The following is a 21,092-nucleotide window of genomic DNA, read 5'->3' as shown; positions in this document are numbered from 1 at the left end:
GCAGGAGCGGCGACGCAGGCTCATCGATACCTGACGGCGGCCGCCTTCGTCACGTCTGTTACAGACGCGAACACGACCAGCGGCGCGTTCCGCGGGATGAAGGCGCTTTCAGGGCAGCACGAGGTGCTCGCCGAAGTGCTGGTATGTGGCGGCGATGCGCCGCAGGTGGCGCGACTCCGGGTGCGCCAGCAGCCACAGCTCCGAACTGCAGCCTTCCAGCGGCGGGCCGAGCGGCACCAGGTCGGTCTCCCGCTCCAGCATGAAGAGCGGCACGACCCCGGCGCCCAGCCCGGCGCGCACCACGTCCACCACGGCCGAGATGGTGTCCACCAGCAGGCGGGGCGTCACGCGCGGCAGTTGCTTGCGCCGCCAGCGCACGCTGGGATGCTCCGGCATGCCCTCGTCCGCGCCAATCCATGCGTGGGCTTCCAGCGGGCGCCGGCGCTGCGCGGCCGGCATGGCCTTGCCGACGCAGGCCACGAAGCGGATGGTGCCCAGGTGCCGCCCCACCAGGTGCTGCGGCGGCCTGGGCGTGGCGCGCAGCGCCAGGTCGGCGTCCCGCCGCGTCAGGCTGACCGCTTCCTTCGTGGCGTCGAGTTCCAGCTGCAGCGCTGGATGCCTGCGCGCCAGCAGGGGGAGGGAGGGCAGCACCAGTCCCCGCAGCACGGAGTCGGTCGTGCTGACGCGCACGCGCCCGGACACCTCTTCGCCCGGGCCGCGCAAGACCGCGCGCGCGGCCTCGAGTTCGGCTTCGATGCGTTCGGCGTGCGCGGCGATCGCCTGCGCCGCCTCCAGCGGCAGGTAGCCCTCGCGCGAGCGTTCGAACAGCCGCTGGCCGAGGTTCTTCTCGATCTTCTGCAGCGAACGGAACACCGTGGAGGCATCGGCGCCGAGGCGCTGCGCGGCCTGCGCCAGCGTGCGGCCACGGGCCAGGGCCAGCACGACCTGGAGGTCCGCGGCGGTCGGCGCGTATTGCGAAGGTGCAATCAGTGTTTTCATAGCCGCGTATTTTCATTGCAACGGCGCAATCCTACAGTCCGGGCTCCCTCCCACAAAGGACGCCCCGATGAAGCTCTATTTCTCTCCCGCCGCCTGCTCCCTCGCCGTGCACATCGCGTTGCGCGAAACCGGTGTCCAGCCCGAGCTGGTGGCGGTCGACCTGGCCACGCAGAAGCTGGCGGATGGCACCGACTACCGCACCGTCAACCCGCGCGGCTACGTGCCGCTGCTGGAGCTGGACGACGGCAGCCGCCACACCGAAGGCGCGGCGCTGCTGCAGCACGTCGCCGACGCCGCGCCTTCCGCGCGGCTGTTGCCCGCCGCCGGTTCGCGCGAACGCCTGCAGGTGCTGGAGTGGGTGACCTTCGTCTCGACCGAACTGCACAAGGTGTTCAGCCCCTGGCTGTGGCACAAGGAGACCGCGGATTCGACGCGCAAGGCCGTGAAGGACAAGCTGGCCCTGCGCTTCGCCGAGATCGAGCAGGTGCTCGCCGGCCGCGACTTCATCGCTTCGGACGCCTTCACCATCGCCGATGCCTACGCGTTCACGATCCTGCGCTGGGCGCCGATGCTGGGCCTGTCGCTCAAGGCCTACCCGCGCCTCGAGGGCTACCTCCAGCGCATCGCGGCGCGTCCGGCGGTGCTGGCCGCCCTGCAGGCCGAAGGGCTGGTGAAGGCATGAGCGCCCTGGTGCTCGTGAGCCACGAGCTGTGCCCTTACGTGCAGCGCGCGGCGATCGTGCTGGCCGAGAAGGGCGCCCGCTTCGAGCGCCGCTGGATCGACCTGGCCGACAAGCCGGACTGGTTCCTCGCCGTCTCGCCGCTGGGCCAGACGCCGGTGCTGCTGGTCGACGGACAGCCCGTCTTCGAATCCGCCGTGATCTGCGAATACCTCGACGAGGCGACCGGGCCGCGGCTGCATCCGCAAGGCGCGCTGCAGCGCGCCCGCGAACGCGGCTGGATGGAGTTCGGCTCCGCGGTGCTGGACGCGGTCGCGGCCTTCTACGGCGCGCCGGACGAGGTTTCGCTGGAGCGAAAGCGCGCCGCGCTGCGGGAACGCTTCGAACGGCTGGAGGCGGCGCTGGATCCGCTCGGTCCGTGGTTCGCCGGCGAGCGCTTCGGCCTGGTCGATGCGGTGTTCGGGCCGGTGTTCCGCTACTTCAACCTCTTCGAGACCGTCGGCGAGGCCGGCTTCTTCGACGGCCTCCCGCGGGTGCAGCGCTGGCGCGAGGCGCTCCACGCGCGTCCCTCGGTGCGGGACGCGGTGCGGCCGGACTATCCGGCGCGCCTCACCGCCTACCTGCTCGCCCGCGGCTCGGCGCTGTCGCGCCGCATGGCGGGCACGGCGGCACCGGCCTGATCAGGCCGCGGCCTTGACCTTCAGGCGCCAGGCGTGCAGCAGCGGCTCGGTGTAGCCGCTCGGCTGCTCCTTCCCCTTGAACACCAGGTCCAGCGCCGCGCGGTAGGCGAACGAGGTCTCCCAGTTCCCGGCCATCGGCTGGTAAAACGGGTCGCCCGCGTTCTGCTTGTCCACCACCGCGGCCATGCGCTGGAAGGTCTCGATCACCTGCTGTTCGGTCACCACGCCGTGCAGCAGCCAGTTGCAGATGTGCTGGCTGGAGATGCGCAGCGTCGCGCGGTCCTCCATCAGGCCGACGTTGTGGATGTCGGGCACCTTCGAGCAGCCGACGCCCTGGTCGATCCAGCGCACCACGTAGCCCAGGATGCCCTGCGCGTTGTTGTCGAGTTCCTGCTGGCGCTCCTGCGGCGTCCACTTCACTTCGGGCGCGACGGGCACCGTGAGCAGGCCCGCCAGCAGGTTCTCGCGTTCGGCCGCCGCGTCGCCTTTCTCCAGCTCCTGCATCACCGCGAACACGTCGACCTGGTGGTAGTGCAGGGCGTGCAGCGTGGCCGCCGTGGGCGAGGGCACCCAGGCGGTGTTGGCGCCGGCCTTCGGGTGCACGATCTTCTGTTCCAGCATCGCCGCCATCATGTCCGGCATCGCCCACATGCCCTTGCCGATCTGGGCCCGGCCGCGCAGGCCGCAAGCCAGTCCCACGAGGACGTTGCTCTTCTCGTAGGCCTGGATCCAGGCGCTGGACTTCATGTCGCCCTTGCGGATCATCGGGCCCGCGTGCATCGCGGTGTGCATCTCGTCGCCGGTGCGGTCGAGGAAGCCGGTGTTGATGAAGGCCACGCGCGCGGCGGCCGCGGCGATGCAGGCCTGCAGGTTGACGCTGGTGCGGCGCTCCTCGTCCATGATGCCCAGCTTCACGGTATTGGCCGGCAGGCCCAGCAGCTGCTCGACCCGGCCGAACAGCTCGGACGCGAACGCGACCTCGGCGGGACCGTGCATCTTCGGCTTGACGATGTAGACGGAGCCCTGCCGCGAGTTGCGGATGCCGTTCGCGCCCTTGCCCTGCAGGTCCACCATCGCGATCGCCGTGGTGATCACCGCGTCCATGATGCCTTCGGGGATCTCCTTGCCGCCGTCCCAAAGGATGGCGGGGTTCGTCATCAGGTGGCCGACGTTGCGCAGGAACAGGAGCGAGCGGCCGTGCAGGCGCACCTCGCCGTCGCCCTGCGCGGACCGGTAGATGCGGTCCGGGTTGAGCCCGCGCGTGAAGCTCTTGCCGCCCTTGTTCACCTGCTCGGTCAGCGTGCCCTGCAGGATGCCGAACCAGTTGCGGTAGGCGAGCAGCTTGTCCTGCGCGTCCACCGCCGCGATCGAATCCTCCAGGTCGAGGATGGTGGAGAGCGCCGCTTCCACCACGACGTCGCTGACGCCCGCGGCGTCGGTGCGGCCGATCGAATGGTTGCGATCGACCTGGATGTCCAGGTGCAGGCCGTTGTTCTTCAGGAGGATCGATGACGGCGCCGCGGCGTCGCCCTGGTAGCCGACGAACTTCGCGGGGTCCTTCAGGCCCGCGCTCTTCCCGCCCTTGAGCTTGACGACCAGCCGGCCGCCTTCGACCTGGTACGCGGTGGCGTCCGCATGCGAGCCGCTCTCCAGCGGCGCGGCCTGGTCCAGCACCTGGCGCGCGCGGGCGATCACCTTCTCGCCGCGCACCTCGTTGTAGCCGGGGCCCTTGTCGGCGCCGCCCGTCTCCGGGATCACGTCGGTGCCGTAGAACGCGTCGTACAGCGAGCCCCAGCGCGCGTTCGCGGCGTTGAGCGCGTAGCGCGCGTTCAGGATCGGCACCACCAGCTGCGGGCCGGCCTGCAGCGCGAGCTCTGCGTCGACGTTCGCGGTGGTGGCCTTCGCATCCCTGGGGGCCGGCACCAGGTAGCCTATGCGCTCCAGGTGCTGGCGGTAGGCCTGCATGTCGCGGATCGGCCCCGGGTTCTTCTTGTGCCAGGCGTCCATCTCGGACTGCAGGCGGTCGCGCTCGGCGAGCAGGGCTTCGTTCTTCGGCGAGAGCTCGCGCACGATCGCGTCGAAGCCCTGCCAGAACTTCGCGGCGTCCACGCCCACGGTGGGCAGGACCTGTTCGTCCACGAAGCGCTTGAGCGCGGTGTCGACCTGGAGGCCGTGGATGGCGGTACGGGCTGTCATCGTTTTCTCCTGCGGAGGGTTCTGGGAATCGGTCATTCGAAGAAGGCCAGCACGTCGTCGAGCGTCGGGCCGGTGCGGGTCGGCTGCGTGTCCAGTTCCTCGAACGGCAGCTGGTAGCGGTTGACCCAGAGCGTGCGGTAGCCGAACCAGGTGGCGGCCAGCGCATCCCACGCGTTGCAGCTGACGAACAGGACATGGGCGGCCGGCTTCTTCACCGCCTGCGTGCCGAGGCGATAGGCGTCGGGGTGCGTCTTGTACTTGCGCACGCGGTCCACGCTGATCACGTGGTCGAGCAGGCCATCGAGCCCGGCGCTGCGCACGGCGATGCCCAGCATCTCCGGGTCGCCGTTGCTCAGGATGCCGGTGACGACGCCGCGGGTGCGCAGGGCCTGCAGCACCTCGCGGCCTTCCGGGAAGGCGGAGAGGTGCCGGTACTGGTTCATCAGCTGCTGCTCGCGCTCCGGCGTGAGGTCCAGGCGGAGGCGCTTGCACGCGTAGCGCAGCCCGGCGCGGGTCAGGTCCCAGAACGGCCGGTAGTGCGCGCCGTCATTGCTGGTGGTGACCAGCCGCGTGTATTCGATCTGCTTGTCGCGCCACAGGACGGACAGCGCCTGGCCCTGCCCCGGGAACAGCTGTTCCGCGAGCAGGCCGACGCTGTACACGTCGAACAGCGTGCCATAGGCATCGAACAGCACCGCCTGGGGTTGGTCCATGGCGATACTTTATTGCGAACTTTCTCCCGGATTGATGACCTCGATGCGCTTGAATCCTGAACTTCCACGCAGGTAATCGGGCTCAGAACCCGAAAACACGTTCCGCATTGCGAGAGCGGACGGCGTGCATCTGCGCTTCCGGCAGTGCGCCGGTGTTCGCCATCGATCCCTTCGTGTCGTGCACCCAGTGCGGCCAGTCGGTCCCGAACATGACGTGCTCGGCGCCCACCACCGAGACCAGGTACTGCAGGGCGCCCAGGTTGTAGGTGATGCTGTCGTAATAGATATGGCGCAGGTAGTCGGTCGGCTTGCGCTGCATCTTGCGGCGCGAGGGCAGCTCGACCTCGTCGCCCTTTTCGAACCGGCCCACCAGGTACGGAAGGGTGCCGCCGCCGTGCGAGGCGATCACCTTCATGTTCGGGTAGCGGTCGAAGAAGCCCTCGAAGATCATCCGCGTGATCGCCAGCGTGGTGTCGAACATGAAGCCGACCGACCAGCTCAGGTCGAACTTCGTCATGTCCATCAGGTCGACGCCCGGCGGGTCGGTGGGATGCACGAGCACCGGCAGCGCGCGCCGGTCGATCTCCGCCCACACCGGCTCGAACATCGGGTCGGTCAGGCTCTTGCCGGACACGTTGGCCAGCACCATCACGCCCACGGCGCCCCTCGCGCAGCTGCGTTCCAGTTCTTCGACCGCACGCTGCGGATACTCCCAGGGCAGCGAGGCGAACCAGCGGATGCGGTCGGGGTAGCGCGACTGCGCGTCGGCAACGTTGTCGTTGGCCTCGCGCGCGGCCTGCACGCTGACCTCCTCGCCGCCCCAGTACACGTTGGGGCAGGTGAGGGACACCACCGAGACATCGATCTTCGCCTGGTCCATGTGCCGGATGCGCAGTTCCCAGTCGAAGTGGCCCTTCTGCGGGATCACCACCGGCGTGTCGCCGCGGAAGATCTCCTGCTGGCCGTCCGGGCGCGTCTGGATGTTGTAGCTGCCCCCCTTCGCCTTCAGCAGCTCGAGCCACTTCGTGGTGAACATGTGGGTGTGGACGTCGATCACGGTCATGGCTTTCCTTGTCTCCTGCGGGTCTTCTCCGGGTGCGCCCGGATGGCGACGGGAATGGTAGCTTGCTAACGTCGGCGGCTTCAAACGCAGCCGCAGGAGACACCCATGCTTCGCCGTCGATTCGCCGCCCTCGCCGCCGCCGCGCTGGCCACGCTCGCCGCCTTCGCCGCCCCGTCGGCACTGGCGCAGGAGCGCACGATGCGCATCTGGGTCGGGTTCCCGCCGGGCGGCTCGGCCGACACCATTGCGCGCCTGCTGGCCGAGAAGATGAAGGCGTCGCTGGGCCAGAACGTGATCGTGGAGAACAAGCCGGGCGCCGCCGGCCGGCTCATCCTGGGCGAGCTCAAGCGCATGACGCCGGATGGGCAGAACCTGGTGCTGTCGCCCAGCGGCGCCACCGTGATCGCGCCCTGGCTCTACCCGAACCTCGGCTACGACCCCATCAAGGATTTCACGCCGGTCGCGCGCATCGTGACCTTCGACTTCGCCGTGACGGCGGGGCCCGCGGCGCCGGCCGGCGACATCAGGTCGGTGCTGGCGTGGATGAAGGCGAACCCGGCGCGTGCCAACTACGCCACTTCCGGTGCGGGCACCGTGCCGCACTTCGCCGGCCTGCTGCTCAGCCAGGTGGCGGGCGTGCCGCTCACGCACGTGGCCTACCGCGGCGGCGCGCCCGCGGCGCAAGACCTGATCGGCGGGCAGGTGCCGCTGATGGTCGACACGGCTTCCGAGACGCTGGAGCACCACAAGGCCGGCAAGGTGCGGATCCTGGCGGTCACCGGCAGCCAGCGCACGCGCGCGCTCCCGGACGTCCCCACGCTGAAGGAGGCGGGCATCAACATCGAGGCCGACGCGTTCTTCGGCCTGTACGGCCCGCCCGGCATGCCGGCCGAAACCGTCGGGCGCATCGACCGTGCCGTCGCCGACGCGCTGCGCGACCCGGCGATCCAGGAACGGATCTACGGCTTCGGCCTCGTGCCGAACCACGGCTCCGCGGCCCAGCTGGGCGAAACGCAGGCCACGCACCTGAAGCGCTGGGAAGCGCCGATCAAGGCCTCGGGCTTCAAGGCGGAGTGACCGCAGGCGGGGGGGGCGCGCGGCCGGCTGCGTCACATCGCGCGGCGCAGGAACCCGGGCACCGGCCGCGGCACCGACGCGAGGTAGCGCGCCATCGCCCCCGCGACTTGCGCGACCGCCGGCCGCGCCGTCATGCGGTCGCGCCAGGCCAGCAGGTTGGGCATGTCCGGCGTGAGCGGCGCGCCCTGCCGCTCGCCGAACAGGGCCGCCATGTAGAAGGCGATGTCTGCGTAGCCGTAACTGCCGGCCAGCCATTCGCGGTCGCGCAGCAGCGCGTCCATGCGGCGGCAGAAGTCCTGCGCCGCGGCGATCGCCGCCTGCGCCGGCGGCTCCTGCAGCTGCGACTGCAGCCCCATCAGCTTGATGACGTGCGGGAAGTACACCTCGTCCGACTGGTGCTCCAGCTGGCGCGCGCGGGCCCGGCCCCGCACCTCCGCCGGCCACAGCGGCGGCTGCGGCTGCAGGTCTTCGAGGTACTCGAAGATCTGCGTCGAGTCGAACAGCGCCAGGTCGCCGTCGACCAGCACCGGCACCTGCTGCTTCGGGTTCACGCGCAGCACCTCCGGGTGCTTCGGCGTGTAGAGCCGCTGGAAGTCGAACGGCACCATCACGACGTTGAAGTCGAGGCCCTTCTCGAGGGCGGCGATCTGCACCTTGGCGCCGAACATGCTGAGCGGACCGGAATAGAGGACGGGGCGTGTCATGGCGCGCAACATAGCAGCAACCGCGCGCTCCTGCAGAATGCCCGCATGTCCGAGCAACGTCCGCTTCCCTACGCCGGCCTGCGCGTGGTCGAGTTCACCCACATGGTCATGGGCCCCACCTGCGGCCTGGTCTTCGCCGACCTCGGCGCCGAGGTCATCAAGGTGGAGCCGCCCGCCGGCGACAACACGCGCCGGCTGCTCGGCTCCGGCGCGGGCTTCTATCCGCTGTTCAACCGCAACAAGAAGAGCGTCGCGCTCGACCTGCAGTCGGACGAGGGAAGGGAGGCGGCGCTCAGGCTGGTGGCGCAGGCCGACGTGGTCTGCGAGAACTTCAAGCCGGGCACCATGGCCAAGCTGGGGCTGGACTACGCCTCGGTGTCGCGCCTGAACCCGCGCGTCGTGTACGTGAGCCTCAAGGGTTTCCTCCCCGGGCCGTACGACCACCGCACCGCGCTCGACGAGGTGGTGCAGATGATGGGCGGCCTCGCCTACATGACGGGGCGCCCCGGCGACCCGCTGCGCGCGGGCAGCAGCGTCAACGACATCATGGGCGGCATGTTCGGCGCCATCGGCGCGATGGCGGCGCTGGCGCAGCGTGAGCGCACCGGCCGCGGCCAGGAGGTTCAGTCCGCGCTGTTCGAGAACAACGTGTTCCTGGTGGCGCAGCACATGATGCAGTTCGCGGTGACCGGCCAGCCGGCGGACCCGATGCCGGCGCGCATCTCCGCCTGGGCGGTGTACGACGTGTTCACCGTCCGCGACGGCGAGCAGGTCTTCCTGGCGGTGGTGACCGACAGCCAGTGGAAGGCGTTCTGCGGCGCGTTCGGCTTCGACGATCTCGCGGCCGACCCGCGCCTGGCCACCAACAACGACCGTGTGCGCGTGCGCGCCTGGCTGCTCGGCGAACTGCGCCAGCGGCTCGCCTCGCATTCCGCCGCCGAACTCAGCGCCACCTTCGAACGCCATGGCCTGCCGTTCGCACCCATCACGCGTCCGCAGGACCTGCTCGACGACCCGCACCTCGCCGCCACCGGCGGGCTGGCACCGCTGGAGTTGCCCGACGGGCGTTCCACCCGCGTGCCGCTGCTGCCGGTGACGCTGGACGGCGAGCGCCCCGGCGTGCGCCTGCACCCGCCGAAGATCGGCGAACACACGCAGGACGTGCTGCGCGGCCTGGGCTACGACGCCGCCGCGATCGCACGCATCGCGGCGGTCGACCGCGGCGCAATGCCTTCGTGACCCTCACGGATTCATGACCTGCGCGCGCATAATGCGCGCGGCATGGACAAGCTCAAGCAGCTGGAATCCTTCGTCTCGGTCGCCACCAAGGGCAGCCTCACGGCCGCCGCGCGCGCCGAGGGCGTGGCGCCGGCCATCATGGGCCGGCGGCTCGACGCCCTGGAAGAGCGGCTGGGCGTGAAGCTGCTGGTGCGCACCACCCGCCGCATCACGCTGACGCACGAGGGCAGTGCCTTCCTCGAGGATTGCCAGCGGCTGCTGTCCGACCTGGCCAACGCCGAAGCCAGCGTGAGCGCCGGCGGCGTCAAGGCCAGCGGCCACCTGCGCATCACCGCGCCGGCCGGCTTCGGGCGGCGCCACGTCGCGCCGCTGGTGCCGCGCTTTCGCGAGCAGCACACCGACGTCACCATCTCGCTGAACCTGAGCGACCGCGTGGTGGACCTTGCGGGCGAGGGGTTCGACTGCGCCGTGCGCGTCGGCGACTTCCCCGATTCGTCGCTGGTCAGCGTGCGGCTCGCCGACAACCGCCGCCTCTGCGTGGCCACGCCGCAGTACCTGCAGCGGCACGGCACGCCGCAGCATCCGCACGAGCTGGTGAAGTTCGACTGCCTCACGCTGTCCAGCGATGCTTCGCAGACGCGCGGCTGGGCCTTCCAGCTGGACGACGGGGAGATTGCGCACTTCAAGCCGGCCGGGCCGCTGGATTGCTCCGACGGCCAGGTGCTGCACGACTGGTGCCTGCAGGGCTGGGGCATCGCCTGGCGCAGCACCTGGGAGGTGGAGCAGGAGATCGGCGACGGCCGGCTGGTCGAAGTGCTCTCCGGTTTCGCCGCGCCCCCGAACGGGATCTACGCCGTGTTCCCGCAGCGCAAGCACCTGCCGCTGCGGGTGCGCCTGTGGATCGACTTCCTGAAACACCACTACGCCCAGCCGCACTTCTGGATGGCCGGCCAACACGCATGATCCTCGAATCCCTGCTGCAGTACGCCCACATCCTGGCCATCCTCACGCTGGTGGTCTTCCTCACGAGCGAGGCCGCGCTGTGCCGGCCGGAATGGATGCGGCCCGAGATCGTCGAGCGGCTGGCGATGGTCGACCGCATCTATGGCATCGCCGCGCTGGCGGTGCTGGCCACGGGCGTGCTGCGCATCTACCTGGGCGTGAAGGGCGAGGACTGGTACTGGAGCAACTGGCTGCTGCACACGAAGTTCGCGCTGTTCGTGCTGGTCGCGCTCCTGTCGATCAAGCCGACGATCCGCTTCGCGCGCTGGAAGCGCGCGCTGCGCGCCAACGGCACGCTGCCGCCGGCCGAGGAGGTGCGGGCGGTGCGCAAGCTGGTGATGGTGCAGGCGCACATCATCCCCTTCATCCCGCTGGCGGCCGCCTTCCTGGCGCGGGGCTTCGGCGGGCGCGGCTGAGGCCCGCGAAGGGCCGGCACGGTCCCCCTCGTAAAATCGGGGGATGCTCCAAGCGAAACAAGAACTGCTCGCTGCGCTCGCAGCCGGGCTGGAACAGCTGTCGCCCGGTGCCGGCGACAAGGCCGCTTTCGAGCTGCCCAAGGTCGCCGCGCACGGCGACCTCGCCTGCACGGCCGCCATGCAGCTGGCCAAGCCCCTCAAGCGCAATCCGCGCCAGGTGGCCGAAGGCCTGCGCGAGAGCCTCCTCGCCTCCGCGGCCTTCCAGCGCTGGGTCGACGCCATCGAGATCGCGGGACCCGGCTTCCTGAACATCCGCCTGAAGCCCGCCGCCAAGCAGGAGGTCGTGCGCGAGGTGCTCGCCGCCGGCGAGGGCTTCGGGCAGCAACCGGCGCATGGCCGCCGCATCCTCGTCGAGTTCGTCTCCGCCAACCCCACCGGGCCGCTGCACGTCGGCCACGGCCGCCAGGCCGCGCTGGGCGACGCCTTGTGCAACCTGTACGCCACGCAGGGCTGGAACGTCTGGCGCGAGTTCTACTACAACGACGCCGGCGTGCAGATCGAGACGCTCGCGCGCTCCACCCAGCTGCGGGCCAAGGGCGTGAAGCCGGGCGACGCGGGCTGGCCCGAGGCGGCGTACAACGGCGACTACATCCAGGACATCGCCGACGACTTCGTGGCGAAGAAGACGGTGGCGGCCGACGACCGTGCCTTCACCGCCAGCGGCGACGTCGAGGACCTCGACGGCATCCGCCAGTTCGCCGTCGCCTACCTGCGGCACGAGCAGGACCTGGACCTGCGCGCTTTCGCCGTGCGGTTCGACAACTACTACCTCGAGTCCAGCCTGTACACCAGCGGCAAGGTCGAGGCGACCGTGCAGCGCCTGAAGGACGCGGGCAAGACCTACGAGCAGGACGGCGCGCTGTGGCTGAAGTCCACCGACTACGGCGACGACAAGGACCGCGTGATGCGCAAGACGGACGGCGGCTACACCTACTTCGTGCCGGACGTCGCGTACCACATCAGCAAGTGGGAACGCGGCTTCACCAAGGTCGTGAACATCCAGGGGACGGACCACCACGGCACGATCGCGCGGGTGCGCGCCGGCTTGCAGGCCGCCGGCGTCGGCATCCCCGAGGGCTATCCGGACTACGTCCTGCACACCATGGTGCGCGTGGTGCGCGGCGGCCAGGAGGTGAAGATCTCCAAGCGCGCCGGCAGCTACGTGACGCTGCGCGACCTGATCGAGTGGACCAGCAAGGACGCGGTGCGCTTCTTCCTGCTGTCGCGCAAGCCCGACACGGAATACACGTTCGACGTCGACCTGGCGGTGGCGCAGAACAACGACAACCCGGTGTACTACGTGCAGTATGCGCACGCCCGCATCTGCTCCGTGCTGGCGGCCTGGGGCGGCGACCGCGCGTCGCTGGTCGGCGCCGACCTCTCGGTGCTCGAGAGCGCCGCGGCGCAGAACCTGATGCTGCAGCTGGCGCGCTACCCCGAGGTGCTGTCGGCGGCCGCGAACGACTTCGCCCCGCACGACGTCACGTTCTACCTGCGCGAGCTGGCCGCGGCGTACCACAGCTACTACGACAGCGAGCGCATCCTGGTGGACGACGAGAAGCTGAAGGCCGCGCGCCTGGCGCTGGTGGCCGCCTGCGCGCAGGTATTGCACAATGGGCTGGCTGTGCTGGGCGTGGGCGCCCCGCAGAAGATGTGAGCATGAAACACAAGCAACACGGCAACGTCATCGTCGGCATCATCATCGGCATCGTGCTGGGGCTGGCCGCCGCCCTGGCGGTTGCCGTCTACGTGACCAAGGTGCCGGTCCCCTTCCTGCAGAAGGGCCCGAGCCGCTCGGCGGAGCAGGACGCCGCCGAATCCCGCAAGAACCAGAACTGGGACCCGAACGCGCCCCTGTACGGCAAGAACCCGGCCAAGCCGCTGCCGCCCGCCCCGGGCGTCGCGCCGCCGCCCAACCCGAACGCCACCGCCAAGGCGCCGCCGGCCGCCGGCGCCGAAAAGCCGCCGGAAGCCCCCGCCGTGACCGGGCGGCCCGCACCGGCCGACCCGCTGGGCGACCTGGCCGCGGCCCGTGGCAGCGCCGGCGGCGACCCCTTCCTCTATTTCGTGCAGGCCGGTGCCTTCCGCACGGCGGACGACGCCGAGGCGCAGCGGGCCAAGCTGTCCCTGATGGGCATCGAGGCCCGGGTGACCGAGCGCGAACAGGCCGGCCGGCAGGTCTACCGCGTGCGCGTGGGTCCCTTCACCAACAAGGACGAAGCCGACCGCCACAAGGACAAGCTCGACGCCGGCGGTTTCGAAACCGCCCTGGTGCGCGTCCAGCGGTAGCGCGGCACCGCCCGGCGGAGGAACCATCCGCCGCCGCGGCCGCTCTGAGCCTCTTCAAGGAGAAACAGTCAGATGGATCGACGCGAATTTTCGACCGCCGCGGCGGGTGTGCTGGGGACCGCGGCCCTGGGCTTGCCGGTGGGGGCCTTCGCCCAGCAGCGGCTGCAGGAAGGCAAGGACTTCCGGGCGCTGGCCAAGGCGGCGCCGGTGGATGCCGCGGGCGGCAAGATCGAGGTGGTGGAGTTCTTCTGGTACAGCTGCCCGCACTGCAACGCTTTCGAGCCCAAGCTGGTCGCCTGGAGCAAGAAGCTGCCGCCGGACGTCGTGCTGCGCCGCGTGCCCGTGGCCTTCCGCGACGATTTCCTGCCGCAGCAGCGCCTGTACTACGTGCTCGAGGCCATGGGCCGCGTCGACGACATCCACCCCAAGGTGTTCCACGCGATCCACAACGACAAGCAGCCGACGAACCGCGAAGATGGCATCCTCGCCTTCGCCGAGAAGAACGGGCTGGACAAGGCCAAGTTCCAGGAGCTGTACAACTCCTTCGGCGTGGCCTCGAAGGCGCAGCGCGCCAAGCAGCTGCAGAACCAGTACGAGGTGGACGGCGTGCCGGCGCTCGGCATCGCGGGCCGCTGGTACACCGACGGCACGATGACGGGCAACATGGACCGCGCGCTGGTGGTCGCCGACCACCTGATCGCCGAGGCGCGCAAGGCGAAATAAGTCGCGCGCCCGCCGCACGCCCGCCGTGCAATGCCCCTCCGAAAGCCCGCCCGCGCGGGCTTTTTCGTTGCGGCCCGCTACAATCCGAGCAAGATTCGTGCCTTTATGAAAAACAACTTCGCCTCCCTGGCCGTCGCCGCGGCCGTCGTCCTCGCCGCCGCCCCGGCGATCGCCGAGAAAGCCGACCGCGCCAAGCCCATGAACGTGGAGGCGGACGCTCTGCGCTACGACGACGTGCAGCAGACCAGCGTCTTCACCGGCCGGGTGGTCGTGACCAAGGGGACGATCGTCATCCGCGGGGCGAAGATGACGGTCAAGCAGGACCCGGAGGGCTACCAGTCCGGCACCGTCACGGCCGAGCCGGGCAAGCTGGCCTTCTTCCGCCAGAAGCGCGACGGCGTCGACGAGTACATCGAGGGCGAAGGCGAGACGATTGAATACGACGGCCGCGCCGACAAGGTGAAGTTCATCGGCCGTGCGGAGATGCGCCGCCTGCGCGGGACGACGATCGCCGACGAGACCAGCGGCTCGGTCATCACCTACGACAACACCAACGACCAGTTCGCGGTCGACGGCGGGGGCTCCGCGGCCACACCGGCCAACCCCGGCGGCCGGGTCCGCGCCACGCTGGCGCCCCGCAACTCGGCGGCGACGGCCACGCCGCCGGCGGCTGCGGCGTCGGCGCCGCCCGCCCGGCTGCGGCCCTCCACCACGATCCGCCAGGAGGTCCGCTGATGGGCGACGCCGAGGCGCTGGCCGCTCCCGCGGACACCGCGGTGCAAAGCCGCCTCGAGGCCCGGCACCTGCGCAAGTCCTATGGTGGGCGCCAGGTCGTGCAGGACGTCTCGCTGGCCGTGGCCAAGGGTGAAGTGGTCGGGCTGCTCGGCCCCAACGGCGCCGGCAAGACCACCTCCTTCTACATGATCGTCGGCCTGGTCCGTGCCGACGGCGGCGAGATCGCCATCGACGGCCAGCCCGTGGAGCACATGCCGATCCACCGGCGCTCGCGGCTGGGCCTGTCCTACCTGCCGCAGGAAGCATCGATCTTCCGCAAGCTCAACGTGCAGGAGAACGTGCGGGCCGTGCTCGAACTGCAGCGCCATCCGGACGGCCGGCCGCTGTCGGCGCAGGAGATCGAGCAGCGCCTCACCTCGCTGCTGCAGGACCTGCGGGTGGACCACCTGCGCGACTCGCCGGCGCTGGCGCTGTCGGGCGGCGAGCGCCGGCGCGTCGAGATCGCCCGTGCCCTGGCGACGCAGCCGCGCTTCATCCTGCTGGACGAGCCCTTCGCCGGCATCGACCCGATCGCCGTGATCGAGATCCAGCGGATCATCGGCTTCCTCAAGTCGCGCGGCATCGGCGTGCTGATCACGGACCACAACGTGCGCGAGACGCTGGGCATCTGCGACCACGCGTACATCATCAGCGAGGGGCACGTGCTGGCGCAGGGCACGCCCGCGGAGATCGTCAACAACGCCGACGTGCGCCGGGTCTATCTCGGCGAGCACTTCCGAATGTAATGAACAGGCTGCTGTCAGTATGAAGCAGGGACTTTCGCTCCGCGTCTCGCAGCACCTGGCGCTCACGCCCCAGCTGCAGCAGTCCATCCGGCTCCTCCAGCTCTCGACGCTGGAACTGGGGCAGGAGATCCAGCAGATGCTGGACGACAACCCCTTCCTCGAGATGCAGGTGGACGACGTGCACGAGGAGATCGGCACGGCCCCCCCGGAGCCGCGGCTCGGAGAGGAGGGCGAGGGATCGTACGAGGCGCCCGTGTCGGTGCCCGATTCGTCCGCGGCGGCCGCAGCCGAAGCCGAGCCCGCGGCGGAGTACTCGGAGGAAGGCGAAACCAGCTGGGAAGGCGACGGCACGACCGAGACCGTCCCCGACGACGGCGAATGGGGCGGCGAGGCGCCGGCGGCCCGCCGCAATACGCTCGGCGAGGACGACGAGGTCGACGCGACGGACCTCGCGCGCGGCAACGAATCGCTGCAATCGTGGCTGCACCGCCAGGCGCTCGCCCTGCGGCTGTCCGAGGAGGACCGCGCCGCGCTGCGCTACCTGGTCGAGTCGCTCAACGACGACGGCTACCTGGAAGACACGCTGGAATCGCTCGCCGCCGGCCTGGCGCCGGACGACCTCGAGCAGCAGGAAGAACTGGTCCACCGTTTCACCGTGGCCCTGCGCCTGCTGCAAAGCCTGGACCCGCCGGGCGTCGGCGCGCGCAACCTCACCGAATGCCTGATGCTGCAGCTGCGGTCGATGCAGCAGGACGACCCCGGCGACGAGGTCTGCCCCATCGCCATCCGGGTGTGCCAGCAGCCGATCGACCTGCTGGCCAAGCGCGACGTGAAGCGGCTGGTGCAGCTGTGCGGCGACGGCGAGCAGCAGGTGAAGAACGCCATCGCCATGATCACGCGGCTGGAGCCGAAGCCGGGCCGGCGCTTCGTCGACGTCGAGCGCAACATCGTGATCCCCGACGTGATCGTCACGCAGGTCGGGCGCGGCCCCCGCGCCAACTTCCGCGTGCAGCTCAATCCCGACGTGATGCCGCGGCTGCGCGTGCACGACGTCTATGCGGGTGCCCTCAAGGCGCACCGCGGCGAAGGGCACCAGGCGCTGCAGCAGCGGCTGCAGGAGGCCCGCTGGTTCATCAAGAACATCCAGCAGCGCTTCGACACCATCCTGCGCGTCTCGGGCGCCATCGTGGAGCGGCAGCGCAACTTCTTCATCCACGGTGAACTGGCGATGCGGCCGCTGGTGCTGCGCGAGATCGCCGACGAACTCGGCCTGCACGAATCCACCATCTCCCGGGTGACGACGGCGAAGTACATGTCGACGCCCTTCGGCACCTTCGAGCTGAAGTACTTCTTCGGCTCCGCGCTGGGCACCGAAACCGGCGGCAACGCCTCCAGCACCGCGGTCCGCGCGCTGATCAAGCAGTTCGTCGCCGCCGAGGACACGAAGAAGCCGCTGTCGGACAGCCAGATCTCCGAGATGCTCAAGGAGCAGGGCATCGAATGCGCGCGCCGCACCGTGGCCAAGTACCGCGAGGCGCTGCGCATCGCGCCGGCCAACCTGCGCAAGGCCCTCTGAGCGCGTGGGTCGCCTCGCGCCCGCGCCGGGGCCCCTCGGCGACATTCCCCGCGAATCCTTCATCTTCCTCGGCGCCGGCGCAGCCGTGCTGATGCAGCTGGCGCACCCCGCCGTGGGACTCGGCGTCGCGGAACACAGCGCGACGCTCACGCGCCCGCTCGACCGCCTGCGCGCCACCATGACGTACATCTATGCGCTGACGCTCGGCACCGAGGCCGAGCGGCGCGCCGTCGCGCAGGGCGTCAACCGGGCGCACGGCCCGGTGCGCTCCGATCGCTACGACGCCTTCGACCCCGAACTGCAGCTGTGGGTCGCCGCCACGCTCTACCGCGGCGGAGCCACGCTGGCGGAGATCTTCCATGGCCCCCTGCCGGCCGAGGAAGCCGAAGCCATGTACCGGCACGCGGCGATCTATGGCACGACGCTGCAGATGCCGGCGTCGCTGTGGCCGGCGGACCGGGCCGCGTTCGAGGTCTATTGGGAGCGCACGCTGGCGCGGCTGCAGGTCGAACCCACCGTGCAGCGGTTCGTCGATGCGCTGCTGGATGGCGGCGCCGTTCCCTGGTGGCTGCGGGGCCTGATGCCGCTGCAGCGCTTCTTCACCCGCGCCCTGCTGCCGCCGGCGCTGCGCTCGGCCTTCGGCCTGCCCTGGACCGCACGCGACCAGCGCCGCTGGGAGCGCTTCCTGCGGTTTGGGCCGCGCTTCTACTGGAGCCTGCCGCGGTGGTTGCGGCACCTGCCTGCCGCCCTCGTGCTGCGCGACATGCGCCGCCGGCTCGCGGCCGGACGCCGGCCGATCTGAGCCTCCCCTTATGCTTCGCCCTATGTCCCCGCTCCCGCTGTTCCTTCCGTGCGCCGCCGGCGTCGAATCCTGGCTCGCCGACGAGGTGCAGCGCGTCACCGGCACGGCACCCGAGACCCTGCGCGGCGGCGTGCGCCTGCGCGCCGGCTGGGACGCGGTGCTGCGCCTGAACCTGCACAGCCGGCTGGCGCAGCGGGTGCTGGTGCAGGTGGCGCACGGGCCCTACCGCGGCGAGGACGACCTTTACGCCGCGGCCCATGCGGTGCCCTGGGAAGACTGGTTCACGCCGCGCGAGAGCTTCAAGATCGAACTGACGGCGCACCAGAGTCCCCTCAAGAGCCTGAACTTCGCCGCCTTGCGCATCAAGGATGCGGTGGCCGACCGGTTTCGCGAGCGCGGCGGCGTGCGTCCCGACGTGGACACGCAGCGGCCGGCGGTGCGGGTGTTCGTCCACCTGGGCGCGGACGCAGCCACGCTGTACGTGGACACCTCTGGCGAGCCCCTGTTCAAGCGCGGCTGGCGCGAGGACAAGGGCGAGGCGCCGTTGAAGGAGACGCTGGCCGCCGCCATGATCGCCGCCAGCGGCTGGGATGCCACCGTGCCCCTGTACGACCCGTGCTGCGGCAGCGGCACGATCGCTATCGAGGCGGCGCAGGTGGCGTGCAACATCCCGCCGGGGCTGCTGCGGCGCTTCGGCTTCGAGCGGCTGCGCCCGCACGTGGCGGCCGACTGGGCGGCCTTCAAGGCCGAAGCGAACGCGGGGCGGCGCGCGCCGACCGCCCCGGTGTTCGGCAGCGACGTGGCCTTCCGGATGGTCGACTTCGCGCAGCGCAATGCCGAACGCGCGGGCGTGGCGCACGCGCTGCAGCTGCGCGGCGGCGATGCCCTGCAGCGCATGCCGCCGGTGGAGGGCGGCGGGGTCATGCTGCTCAACCCGCCCTACGGTGAACGCATCGAGGCCGGCGGCATCGCGCGGCCGGGCCGCGGCGGCCGCGAGCAGGCGCAGATGGAGCAGGCCGGCGATTTCTTCGCGCAGCTCGCGTCGCACTGGAAGCGCAACTATGCCGGCTGGACGGCCTGGGTGCTGTCGCCCGACGCCAAGCTTCCGGGGCGCATGCGCCTGAAGGAATCCCGCCGAATCCCGATGTGGAACGGCCCGATCGAATGCCGCCTGTTCCGGTTCGACATGGTCGCCGGTTCGGCGCGGACGCGCGATGCAGCTGGTTCTTGACACCAACATCGTGCTGGACCTGCTGGTCTTCTCGGACCCGCAGGCCCGGCCGCTGTCCGAAGGCTTGCGGGCCGGCACGCTGGGCTGGCTCGCCACCGCGGCCATGCGCGAGGAGCTGGCGCGGGTCCTCGACTACCCGAAGCTGGCACCGCGCGTGATGTTCCACCGGGGCGGCAGCGCGGCCGTGCTGGCGGACTTCGACCGGCACGCGGCCCTCGTCGACACCCCCGCCAAGGCGCCGGTGACCTGCGGCGACCCCGACGACCAGAAGTTCATCGACCTCGCGGTGGCGCACCGCTGCACGCTGCTGAGCAAGGACGACGAAGTGCTGCGGATGAAGAAGCGCCTGGCGCAGCTCCACGTGCTTGCAACACGGCGCCTCGAGCCGTAACCGCAGGTATCGTCCGCCTCCTACGCCGGTCCCCCGCCGGTGCCGACAGCGGCCGCGCGCCGCCGCAGTACCTTCTGCGCCAACACTTCGCAGAAGGCACCATGTCCGACTTCACCCTGAGCGCTCCCGCGACCGAGACCGGGGACCACGCGCGTCCCGCCACCGTGCAGCCGCAGGCCACGTGCGAGGAATGCGTGGGCTCCGGCGGCTGGTTCCGGTACGAGCCGTCGCTCGATCCCGCGCCTGGCCTGTTGTACCTGTCCTGCCTCCAGTGCCGCGGCAGCGGCCGGACGGCACAGCCACGGGCTTGAGTACTACGCGGCGGGTAGGCGCAGGTCAATGTCACAACCGCTGCACTCCGACACCCTGCGCTCGGGCCACATGGGAAGCTGTCTCCAGCCCGACGAGACCGACCCAGTGACCGACCACGACACCCTCCGAGACCGCAACGCCCGCCTGGTGCGCAACCTGCTCGCCTTGCGCATGGTGCTGTCGCTCGACCAGATGCAGACCGGCCGCTGGGACGACCGCATCGAGGAGATCGACGCGGAGCTGGCCGCACTGGGGCACGACATGAAATCGACCGCCGCTTGCGCGGCCGAGGGGCTGCGCCGGACTTTCCTGCTGCCGCGCCTGGCCAATCGCCGGGCGCGCGCCGGGCACCGGTCGCGCGCCCACGACTGACGTCTCAGGCGGGCAGCAGTTCCAGCAGTCGCCGCAGGGCGTGGTCCACCGTGGCCTGCCGTACCGCAGCGCGATCGCCTTCGAAGCGCCTGGTTTCGCTGGTGAGCTGGCCGTCGACCGAGAACCCGAACCAGACCGTGCCGACGGGCTTTTGCGCACTGCCTCCCGACGGGCCCGCCACCCCGGTGACGGCGACGCTGACCTGCGCGCGCGACTGCCGGACCGCGCCGAAAGCCATTGCCCGCGCGACCACCTCGCTGACGGCGCCGTGCTGTTCGATCAGCGCCGCATCCACCCCGAGCAGCTCCGACTTCGCCGCGTTCGAGTAGGTGACGAAACCCCGCTCGAACCATTGGCTGGAACCCGCGAGGTCGGTGCAGGCCGCCGCGATCATCCCGCCGGTGCAGCTTTCGGCGGTGGCGAGCATCCAGCCCCGCGCCAGCAGCGCGCGGGCGAGGTCCTCGCAGAGCGCGCGGGTGCTCACCACCACCGCTTCCACAGGGCCAGCACGAGGAGCGTGCAGAACGCCGCGAGCAGGTCGTCGGCCAGGATGCCGAAGCCGCCCTTCCAGCCCTCGCCCTTGAAGGTGCGGTCGGCCCAGCCCATGGGCCCGGGCTTGACCGCGTCGAAGAAGCGGAACAGGCCGAAGGCGCACAGCTGGCCGAGGAAGCCGGCCGGCGTGAGCAGCCACAGCACGATCCAGAAACACACGATCTCGTCCCAGACGATCGCGGCCGGGTCCGCGACGCGGAGGTTGCGCGAAGTGACCGTGACGGCCCACCAGCCGATGGGCAGCGAGAGCAGGACGACCTCCGCGATGCGCGCGGGCGGCAGCCATTGCTGCATCGCGGCGAATGCCGCCCAGGCCCAGAGCGTGCCCCAGGTGCCGGGCGCGACGCGCGCCAGCCCGCTGCCGAAGCCGAGCGCCACGAGATGGGCGGGATGCGACAGCATGAACGCGACCGTCGGGCGCCGGGGAGGCAGCACGCGGTCCGCGTCGGGGAGGAGGAGGCCGTCACGCATGAGCCGCGATGGTAGCCGGATCGCG

General features: G+C 70.5%; 24 protein-coding genes. 17 read left to right on the top strand and 7 right to left on the bottom strand.

Annotation, left to right across the window (positions count from 1 at the left end; translation table 11 throughout):
- Window positions 1-108 precede the first annotated feature (108 nt).
- On the bottom strand, window positions 109-999 hold the full coding sequence (locus tag IM787_RS04610) for a LysR family transcriptional regulator (protein WP_435531139.1): 891 nt from the start codon (window positions 997-999) through the stop codon (window positions 109-111).
- 67 nt (window positions 1,000-1,066) lie between these two features.
- On the opposite strand from IM787_RS04610, the gene gstA reads away from it, so the two are divergent.
- Both gstA and IM787_RS04600 read left to right on the top strand, forming a co-directional pair.
- On the top strand, window positions 1,067-1,681 hold the full coding sequence (gstA, locus tag IM787_RS04605) for a glutathione transferase GstA (protein WP_193675430.1): 615 nt from the start codon (window positions 1,067-1,069) through the stop codon (window positions 1,679-1,681).
- Complete coding sequence (locus IM787_RS04600; protein ID WP_193675429.1) at window positions 1,678-2,358, top strand: glutathione S-transferase family protein; 681 nt, start codon at window positions 1,678-1,680, stop codon at window positions 2,356-2,358. Before gstA ends, IM787_RS04600 begins: the two co-directional genes overlap by 4 nt.
- Here IM787_RS04600 and IM787_RS04595 read toward each other — a convergent pair whose 3' ends face one another.
- The 3 genes from IM787_RS04595 to IM787_RS04585 form a co-directional block, all read right to left on the bottom strand.
- The gene (locus IM787_RS04595) at window positions 2,359-4,554 is read right to left on the bottom strand and encodes a malate synthase G (RefSeq protein WP_193675428.1); all 2,196 of its coding nucleotides are present in this window, start codon (window positions 4,552-4,554) and stop codon (window positions 2,359-2,361) included.
- Between the two features lie 32 nt (window positions 4,555-4,586).
- Complete coding sequence (locus IM787_RS04590) at window positions 4,587-5,267, bottom strand: haloacid dehalogenase type II (RefSeq protein WP_193675427.1); 681 nt, start codon at window positions 5,265-5,267, stop codon at window positions 4,587-4,589.
- Window positions 5,268-5,349: 82 nt separating this feature from the next.
- The gene (locus IM787_RS04585) at window positions 5,350-6,330 is read right to left on the bottom strand and encodes an amidohydrolase family protein (protein ID WP_193675426.1); all 981 of its coding nucleotides are present in this window, start codon (window positions 6,328-6,330) and stop codon (window positions 5,350-5,352) included.
- A 105-nt stretch (window positions 6,331-6,435) separates the two neighbouring features.
- Between IM787_RS04585 and IM787_RS04580 the strand changes: the two genes are divergently transcribed.
- Complete coding sequence (locus IM787_RS04580) at window positions 6,436-7,407, top strand: Bug family tripartite tricarboxylate transporter substrate binding protein (RefSeq protein WP_193675425.1); 972 nt, start codon at window positions 6,436-6,438, stop codon at window positions 7,405-7,407.
- A gap of 32 nt (window positions 7,408-7,439) precedes the next feature.
- Here the strand turns inward: IM787_RS04580 and IM787_RS04575 are convergent, their stop codons facing one another.
- Complete coding sequence (locus IM787_RS04575; RefSeq protein ID WP_193675424.1) at window positions 7,440-8,111, bottom strand: glutathione S-transferase family protein; 672 nt, start codon at window positions 8,109-8,111, stop codon at window positions 7,440-7,442.
- A gap of 45 nt (window positions 8,112-8,156) precedes the next feature.
- Here IM787_RS04575 and IM787_RS04570 point away from each other — a divergent pair, with 45 nt between their 5' ends.
- From IM787_RS04570 to IM787_RS04505, 14 genes are all read left to right on the top strand, one after another.
- Entirely contained in the window at window positions 8,157-9,350 is a 1,194-nt protein-coding gene (locus IM787_RS04570) for a CaiB/BaiF CoA transferase family protein (RefSeq protein WP_193675423.1), read from the top strand.
- A gap of 42 nt (window positions 9,351-9,392) precedes the next feature.
- Window positions 9,393-10,313, top strand: coding sequence for a LysR family transcriptional regulator (locus IM787_RS04565; protein WP_193675422.1), 921 nt, complete (start codon window positions 9,393-9,395; stop codon window positions 10,311-10,313).
- The gene (locus IM787_RS04560; protein WP_193675421.1) at window positions 10,310-10,768 is read left to right on the top strand and encodes a DUF2214 family protein; all 459 of its coding nucleotides are present in this window, start codon (window positions 10,310-10,312) and stop codon (window positions 10,766-10,768) included. The genes IM787_RS04565 and IM787_RS04560 overlap by 4 nt, the downstream gene beginning before the upstream one ends.
- A 43-nt stretch (window positions 10,769-10,811) precedes the next feature.
- On the top strand, window positions 10,812-12,485 hold the full coding sequence (argS, locus tag IM787_RS04555; protein ID WP_193675420.1) for an arginine--tRNA ligase: 1,674 nt from the start codon (window positions 10,812-10,814) through the stop codon (window positions 12,483-12,485).
- Window positions 12,486-12,487: 2 nt separating this feature from the next.
- The gene (locus tag IM787_RS04550) at window positions 12,488-13,117 is read left to right on the top strand and encodes an SPOR domain-containing protein (RefSeq protein ID WP_193675419.1); all 630 of its coding nucleotides are present in this window, start codon (window positions 12,488-12,490) and stop codon (window positions 13,115-13,117) included.
- A 72-nt stretch (window positions 13,118-13,189) separates the two neighbouring features.
- On the top strand, window positions 13,190-13,840 hold the full coding sequence (locus IM787_RS04545) for a thiol:disulfide interchange protein DsbA/DsbL (RefSeq protein ID WP_193675418.1): 651 nt from the start codon (window positions 13,190-13,192) through the stop codon (window positions 13,838-13,840).
- Between the two features lie 105 nt (window positions 13,841-13,945).
- Window positions 13,946-14,575, top strand: a complete 630-nt coding sequence (gene lptA / locus IM787_RS04540) for a lipopolysaccharide transport periplasmic protein LptA (RefSeq protein ID WP_193675417.1) — start codon at window positions 13,946-13,948, stop codon at window positions 14,573-14,575.
- Window positions 14,575-15,360 carry an LPS export ABC transporter ATP-binding protein gene (lptB, locus tag IM787_RS04535; protein WP_193675416.1) on the top strand — a complete coding sequence of 262 codons (786 nt, stop codon included), beginning with the start codon at window positions 14,575-14,577 and terminating at the stop codon, window positions 15,358-15,360. Before lptA ends, lptB begins: the two co-directional genes overlap by 1 nt.
- Window positions 15,361-15,379: 19 nt before the next feature.
- Window positions 15,380-16,936 carry an RNA polymerase factor sigma-54 gene (locus IM787_RS04530; protein ID WP_193675415.1) on the top strand — a complete coding sequence of 519 codons (1,557 nt, stop codon included), beginning with the start codon at window positions 15,380-15,382 and terminating at the stop codon, window positions 16,934-16,936.
- A gap of 4 nt (window positions 16,937-16,940) precedes the next feature.
- Complete coding sequence (locus IM787_RS04525; protein WP_354004347.1) at window positions 16,941-17,738, top strand: oxygenase MpaB family protein; 798 nt, start codon at window positions 16,941-16,943, stop codon at window positions 17,736-17,738.
- 22 nt (window positions 17,739-17,760) lie between these two features.
- A complete protein-coding gene (locus tag IM787_RS04520; protein ID WP_193675414.1) occupies window positions 17,761-18,969 on the top strand; it encodes a THUMP domain-containing class I SAM-dependent RNA methyltransferase in 1,209 nt (402 codons plus the stop codon).
- Window positions 18,953-19,360: a PIN domain-containing protein gene (locus IM787_RS04515; RefSeq protein WP_193675413.1), complete on the top strand. Its 408-nt coding sequence runs from the start codon at window positions 18,953-18,955 to the stop codon at window positions 19,358-19,360. The genes IM787_RS04520 and IM787_RS04515 overlap by 17 nt, the downstream gene beginning before the upstream one ends.
- 101 nt (window positions 19,361-19,461) lie before the next feature.
- Complete coding sequence (locus tag IM787_RS04510) at window positions 19,462-19,671, top strand: hypothetical protein (protein ID WP_193675412.1); 210 nt, start codon at window positions 19,462-19,464, stop codon at window positions 19,669-19,671.
- Between the two features lie 70 nt (window positions 19,672-19,741).
- The gene (locus IM787_RS04505) at window positions 19,742-20,044 is read left to right on the top strand and encodes a hypothetical protein (protein ID WP_193675411.1); all 303 of its coding nucleotides are present in this window, start codon (window positions 19,742-19,744) and stop codon (window positions 20,042-20,044) included.
- 4 nt (window positions 20,045-20,048) lie between these two features.
- Here the strand turns inward: IM787_RS04505 and IM787_RS04500 are convergent, their stop codons facing one another.
- Together IM787_RS04500 and IM787_RS04495 are read right to left on the bottom strand one after the other, a co-directional pair.
- Window positions 20,049-20,528, bottom strand: a complete 480-nt coding sequence (locus tag IM787_RS04500; protein WP_354004346.1) for a CinA family protein — start codon at window positions 20,526-20,528, stop codon at window positions 20,049-20,051.
- On the bottom strand, window positions 20,525-21,067 hold the full coding sequence (locus IM787_RS04495) for a phosphatidylglycerophosphatase A family protein (protein ID WP_193675410.1): 543 nt from the start codon (window positions 21,065-21,067) through the stop codon (window positions 20,525-20,527). The genes IM787_RS04500 and IM787_RS04495 overlap by 4 nt, the downstream gene beginning before the upstream one ends.
- Between the last annotated feature and the right edge of the window lie 25 nt (window positions 21,068-21,092).

It is taken from the genome of Ramlibacter pallidus, from assembly GCF_015070875.1.
GTDB classification, from domain to species: Bacteria; Pseudomonadota; Gammaproteobacteria; order Burkholderiales; family Burkholderiaceae_C; genus Ramlibacter; species Ramlibacter pallidus.
This window is presented reverse-complemented; position numbering and strand designations above follow the sequence as displayed.

Coding starts and splice junctions, on each gene's coding strand:
- IM787_RS04610 (WP_435531139.1), bottom strand. CDS start 999: ATGAAAACACTGATTGCACCTTCGCAATACGCGCCGACCGCCGCGGAC.
- gstA (WP_193675430.1), top strand. CDS start 1,067: ATGAAGCTCTATTTCTCTCCCGCCGCCTGCTCCCTCGCCGTGCACATC.
- IM787_RS04600 (WP_193675429.1), top strand. CDS start 1,678: ATGAGCGCCCTGGTGCTCGTGAGCCACGAGCTGTGCCCTTACGTGCAG.
- IM787_RS04595 (WP_193675428.1), bottom strand. CDS start 4,554: ATGACAGCCCGTACCGCCATCCACGGCCTCCAGGTCGACACCGCGCTC.
- IM787_RS04590 (WP_193675427.1), bottom strand. CDS start 5,267: ATGGACCAACCCCAGGCGGTGCTGTTCGATGCCTATGGCACGCTGTTC.
- IM787_RS04585 (WP_193675426.1), bottom strand. CDS start 6,330: ATGACCGTGATCGACGTCCACACCCACATGTTCACCACGAAGTGGCTC.
- IM787_RS04580 (WP_193675425.1), top strand. CDS start 6,436: ATGCTTCGCCGTCGATTCGCCGCCCTCGCCGCCGCCGCGCTGGCCACG.
- IM787_RS04575 (WP_193675424.1), bottom strand. CDS start 8,111: ATGACACGCCCCGTCCTCTATTCCGGTCCGCTCAGCATGTTCGGCGCC.
- IM787_RS04570 (WP_193675423.1), top strand. CDS start 8,157: ATGTCCGAGCAACGTCCGCTTCCCTACGCCGGCCTGCGCGTGGTCGAG.
- IM787_RS04565 (WP_193675422.1), top strand. CDS start 9,393: ATGGACAAGCTCAAGCAGCTGGAATCCTTCGTCTCGGTCGCCACCAAG.
- IM787_RS04560 (WP_193675421.1), top strand. CDS start 10,310: ATGATCCTCGAATCCCTGCTGCAGTACGCCCACATCCTGGCCATCCTC.
- argS (WP_193675420.1), top strand. CDS start 10,812: ATGCTCCAAGCGAAACAAGAACTGCTCGCTGCGCTCGCAGCCGGGCTG.
- IM787_RS04550 (WP_193675419.1), top strand. CDS start 12,488: ATGAAACACAAGCAACACGGCAACGTCATCGTCGGCATCATCATCGGC.
- IM787_RS04545 (WP_193675418.1), top strand. CDS start 13,190: ATGGATCGACGCGAATTTTCGACCGCCGCGGCGGGTGTGCTGGGGACC.
- lptA (WP_193675417.1), top strand. CDS start 13,946: ATGAAAAACAACTTCGCCTCCCTGGCCGTCGCCGCGGCCGTCGTCCTC.
- lptB (WP_193675416.1), top strand. CDS start 14,575: ATGGGCGACGCCGAGGCGCTGGCCGCTCCCGCGGACACCGCGGTGCAA.
- IM787_RS04530 (WP_193675415.1), top strand. CDS start 15,380: ATGAAGCAGGGACTTTCGCTCCGCGTCTCGCAGCACCTGGCGCTCACG.
- IM787_RS04520 (WP_193675414.1), top strand. CDS start 17,761: ATGTCCCCGCTCCCGCTGTTCCTTCCGTGCGCCGCCGGCGTCGAATCC.
- IM787_RS04515 (WP_193675413.1), top strand. CDS start 18,953: ATGCAGCTGGTTCTTGACACCAACATCGTGCTGGACCTGCTGGTCTTC.
- IM787_RS04510 (WP_193675412.1), top strand. CDS start 19,462: ATGTCCGACTTCACCCTGAGCGCTCCCGCGACCGAGACCGGGGACCAC.
- IM787_RS04505 (WP_193675411.1), top strand. CDS start 19,742: ATGGGAAGCTGTCTCCAGCCCGACGAGACCGACCCAGTGACCGACCAC.
- IM787_RS04495 (WP_193675410.1), bottom strand. CDS start 21,067: ATGCGTGACGGCCTCCTCCTCCCCGACGCGGACCGCGTGCTGCCTCCC.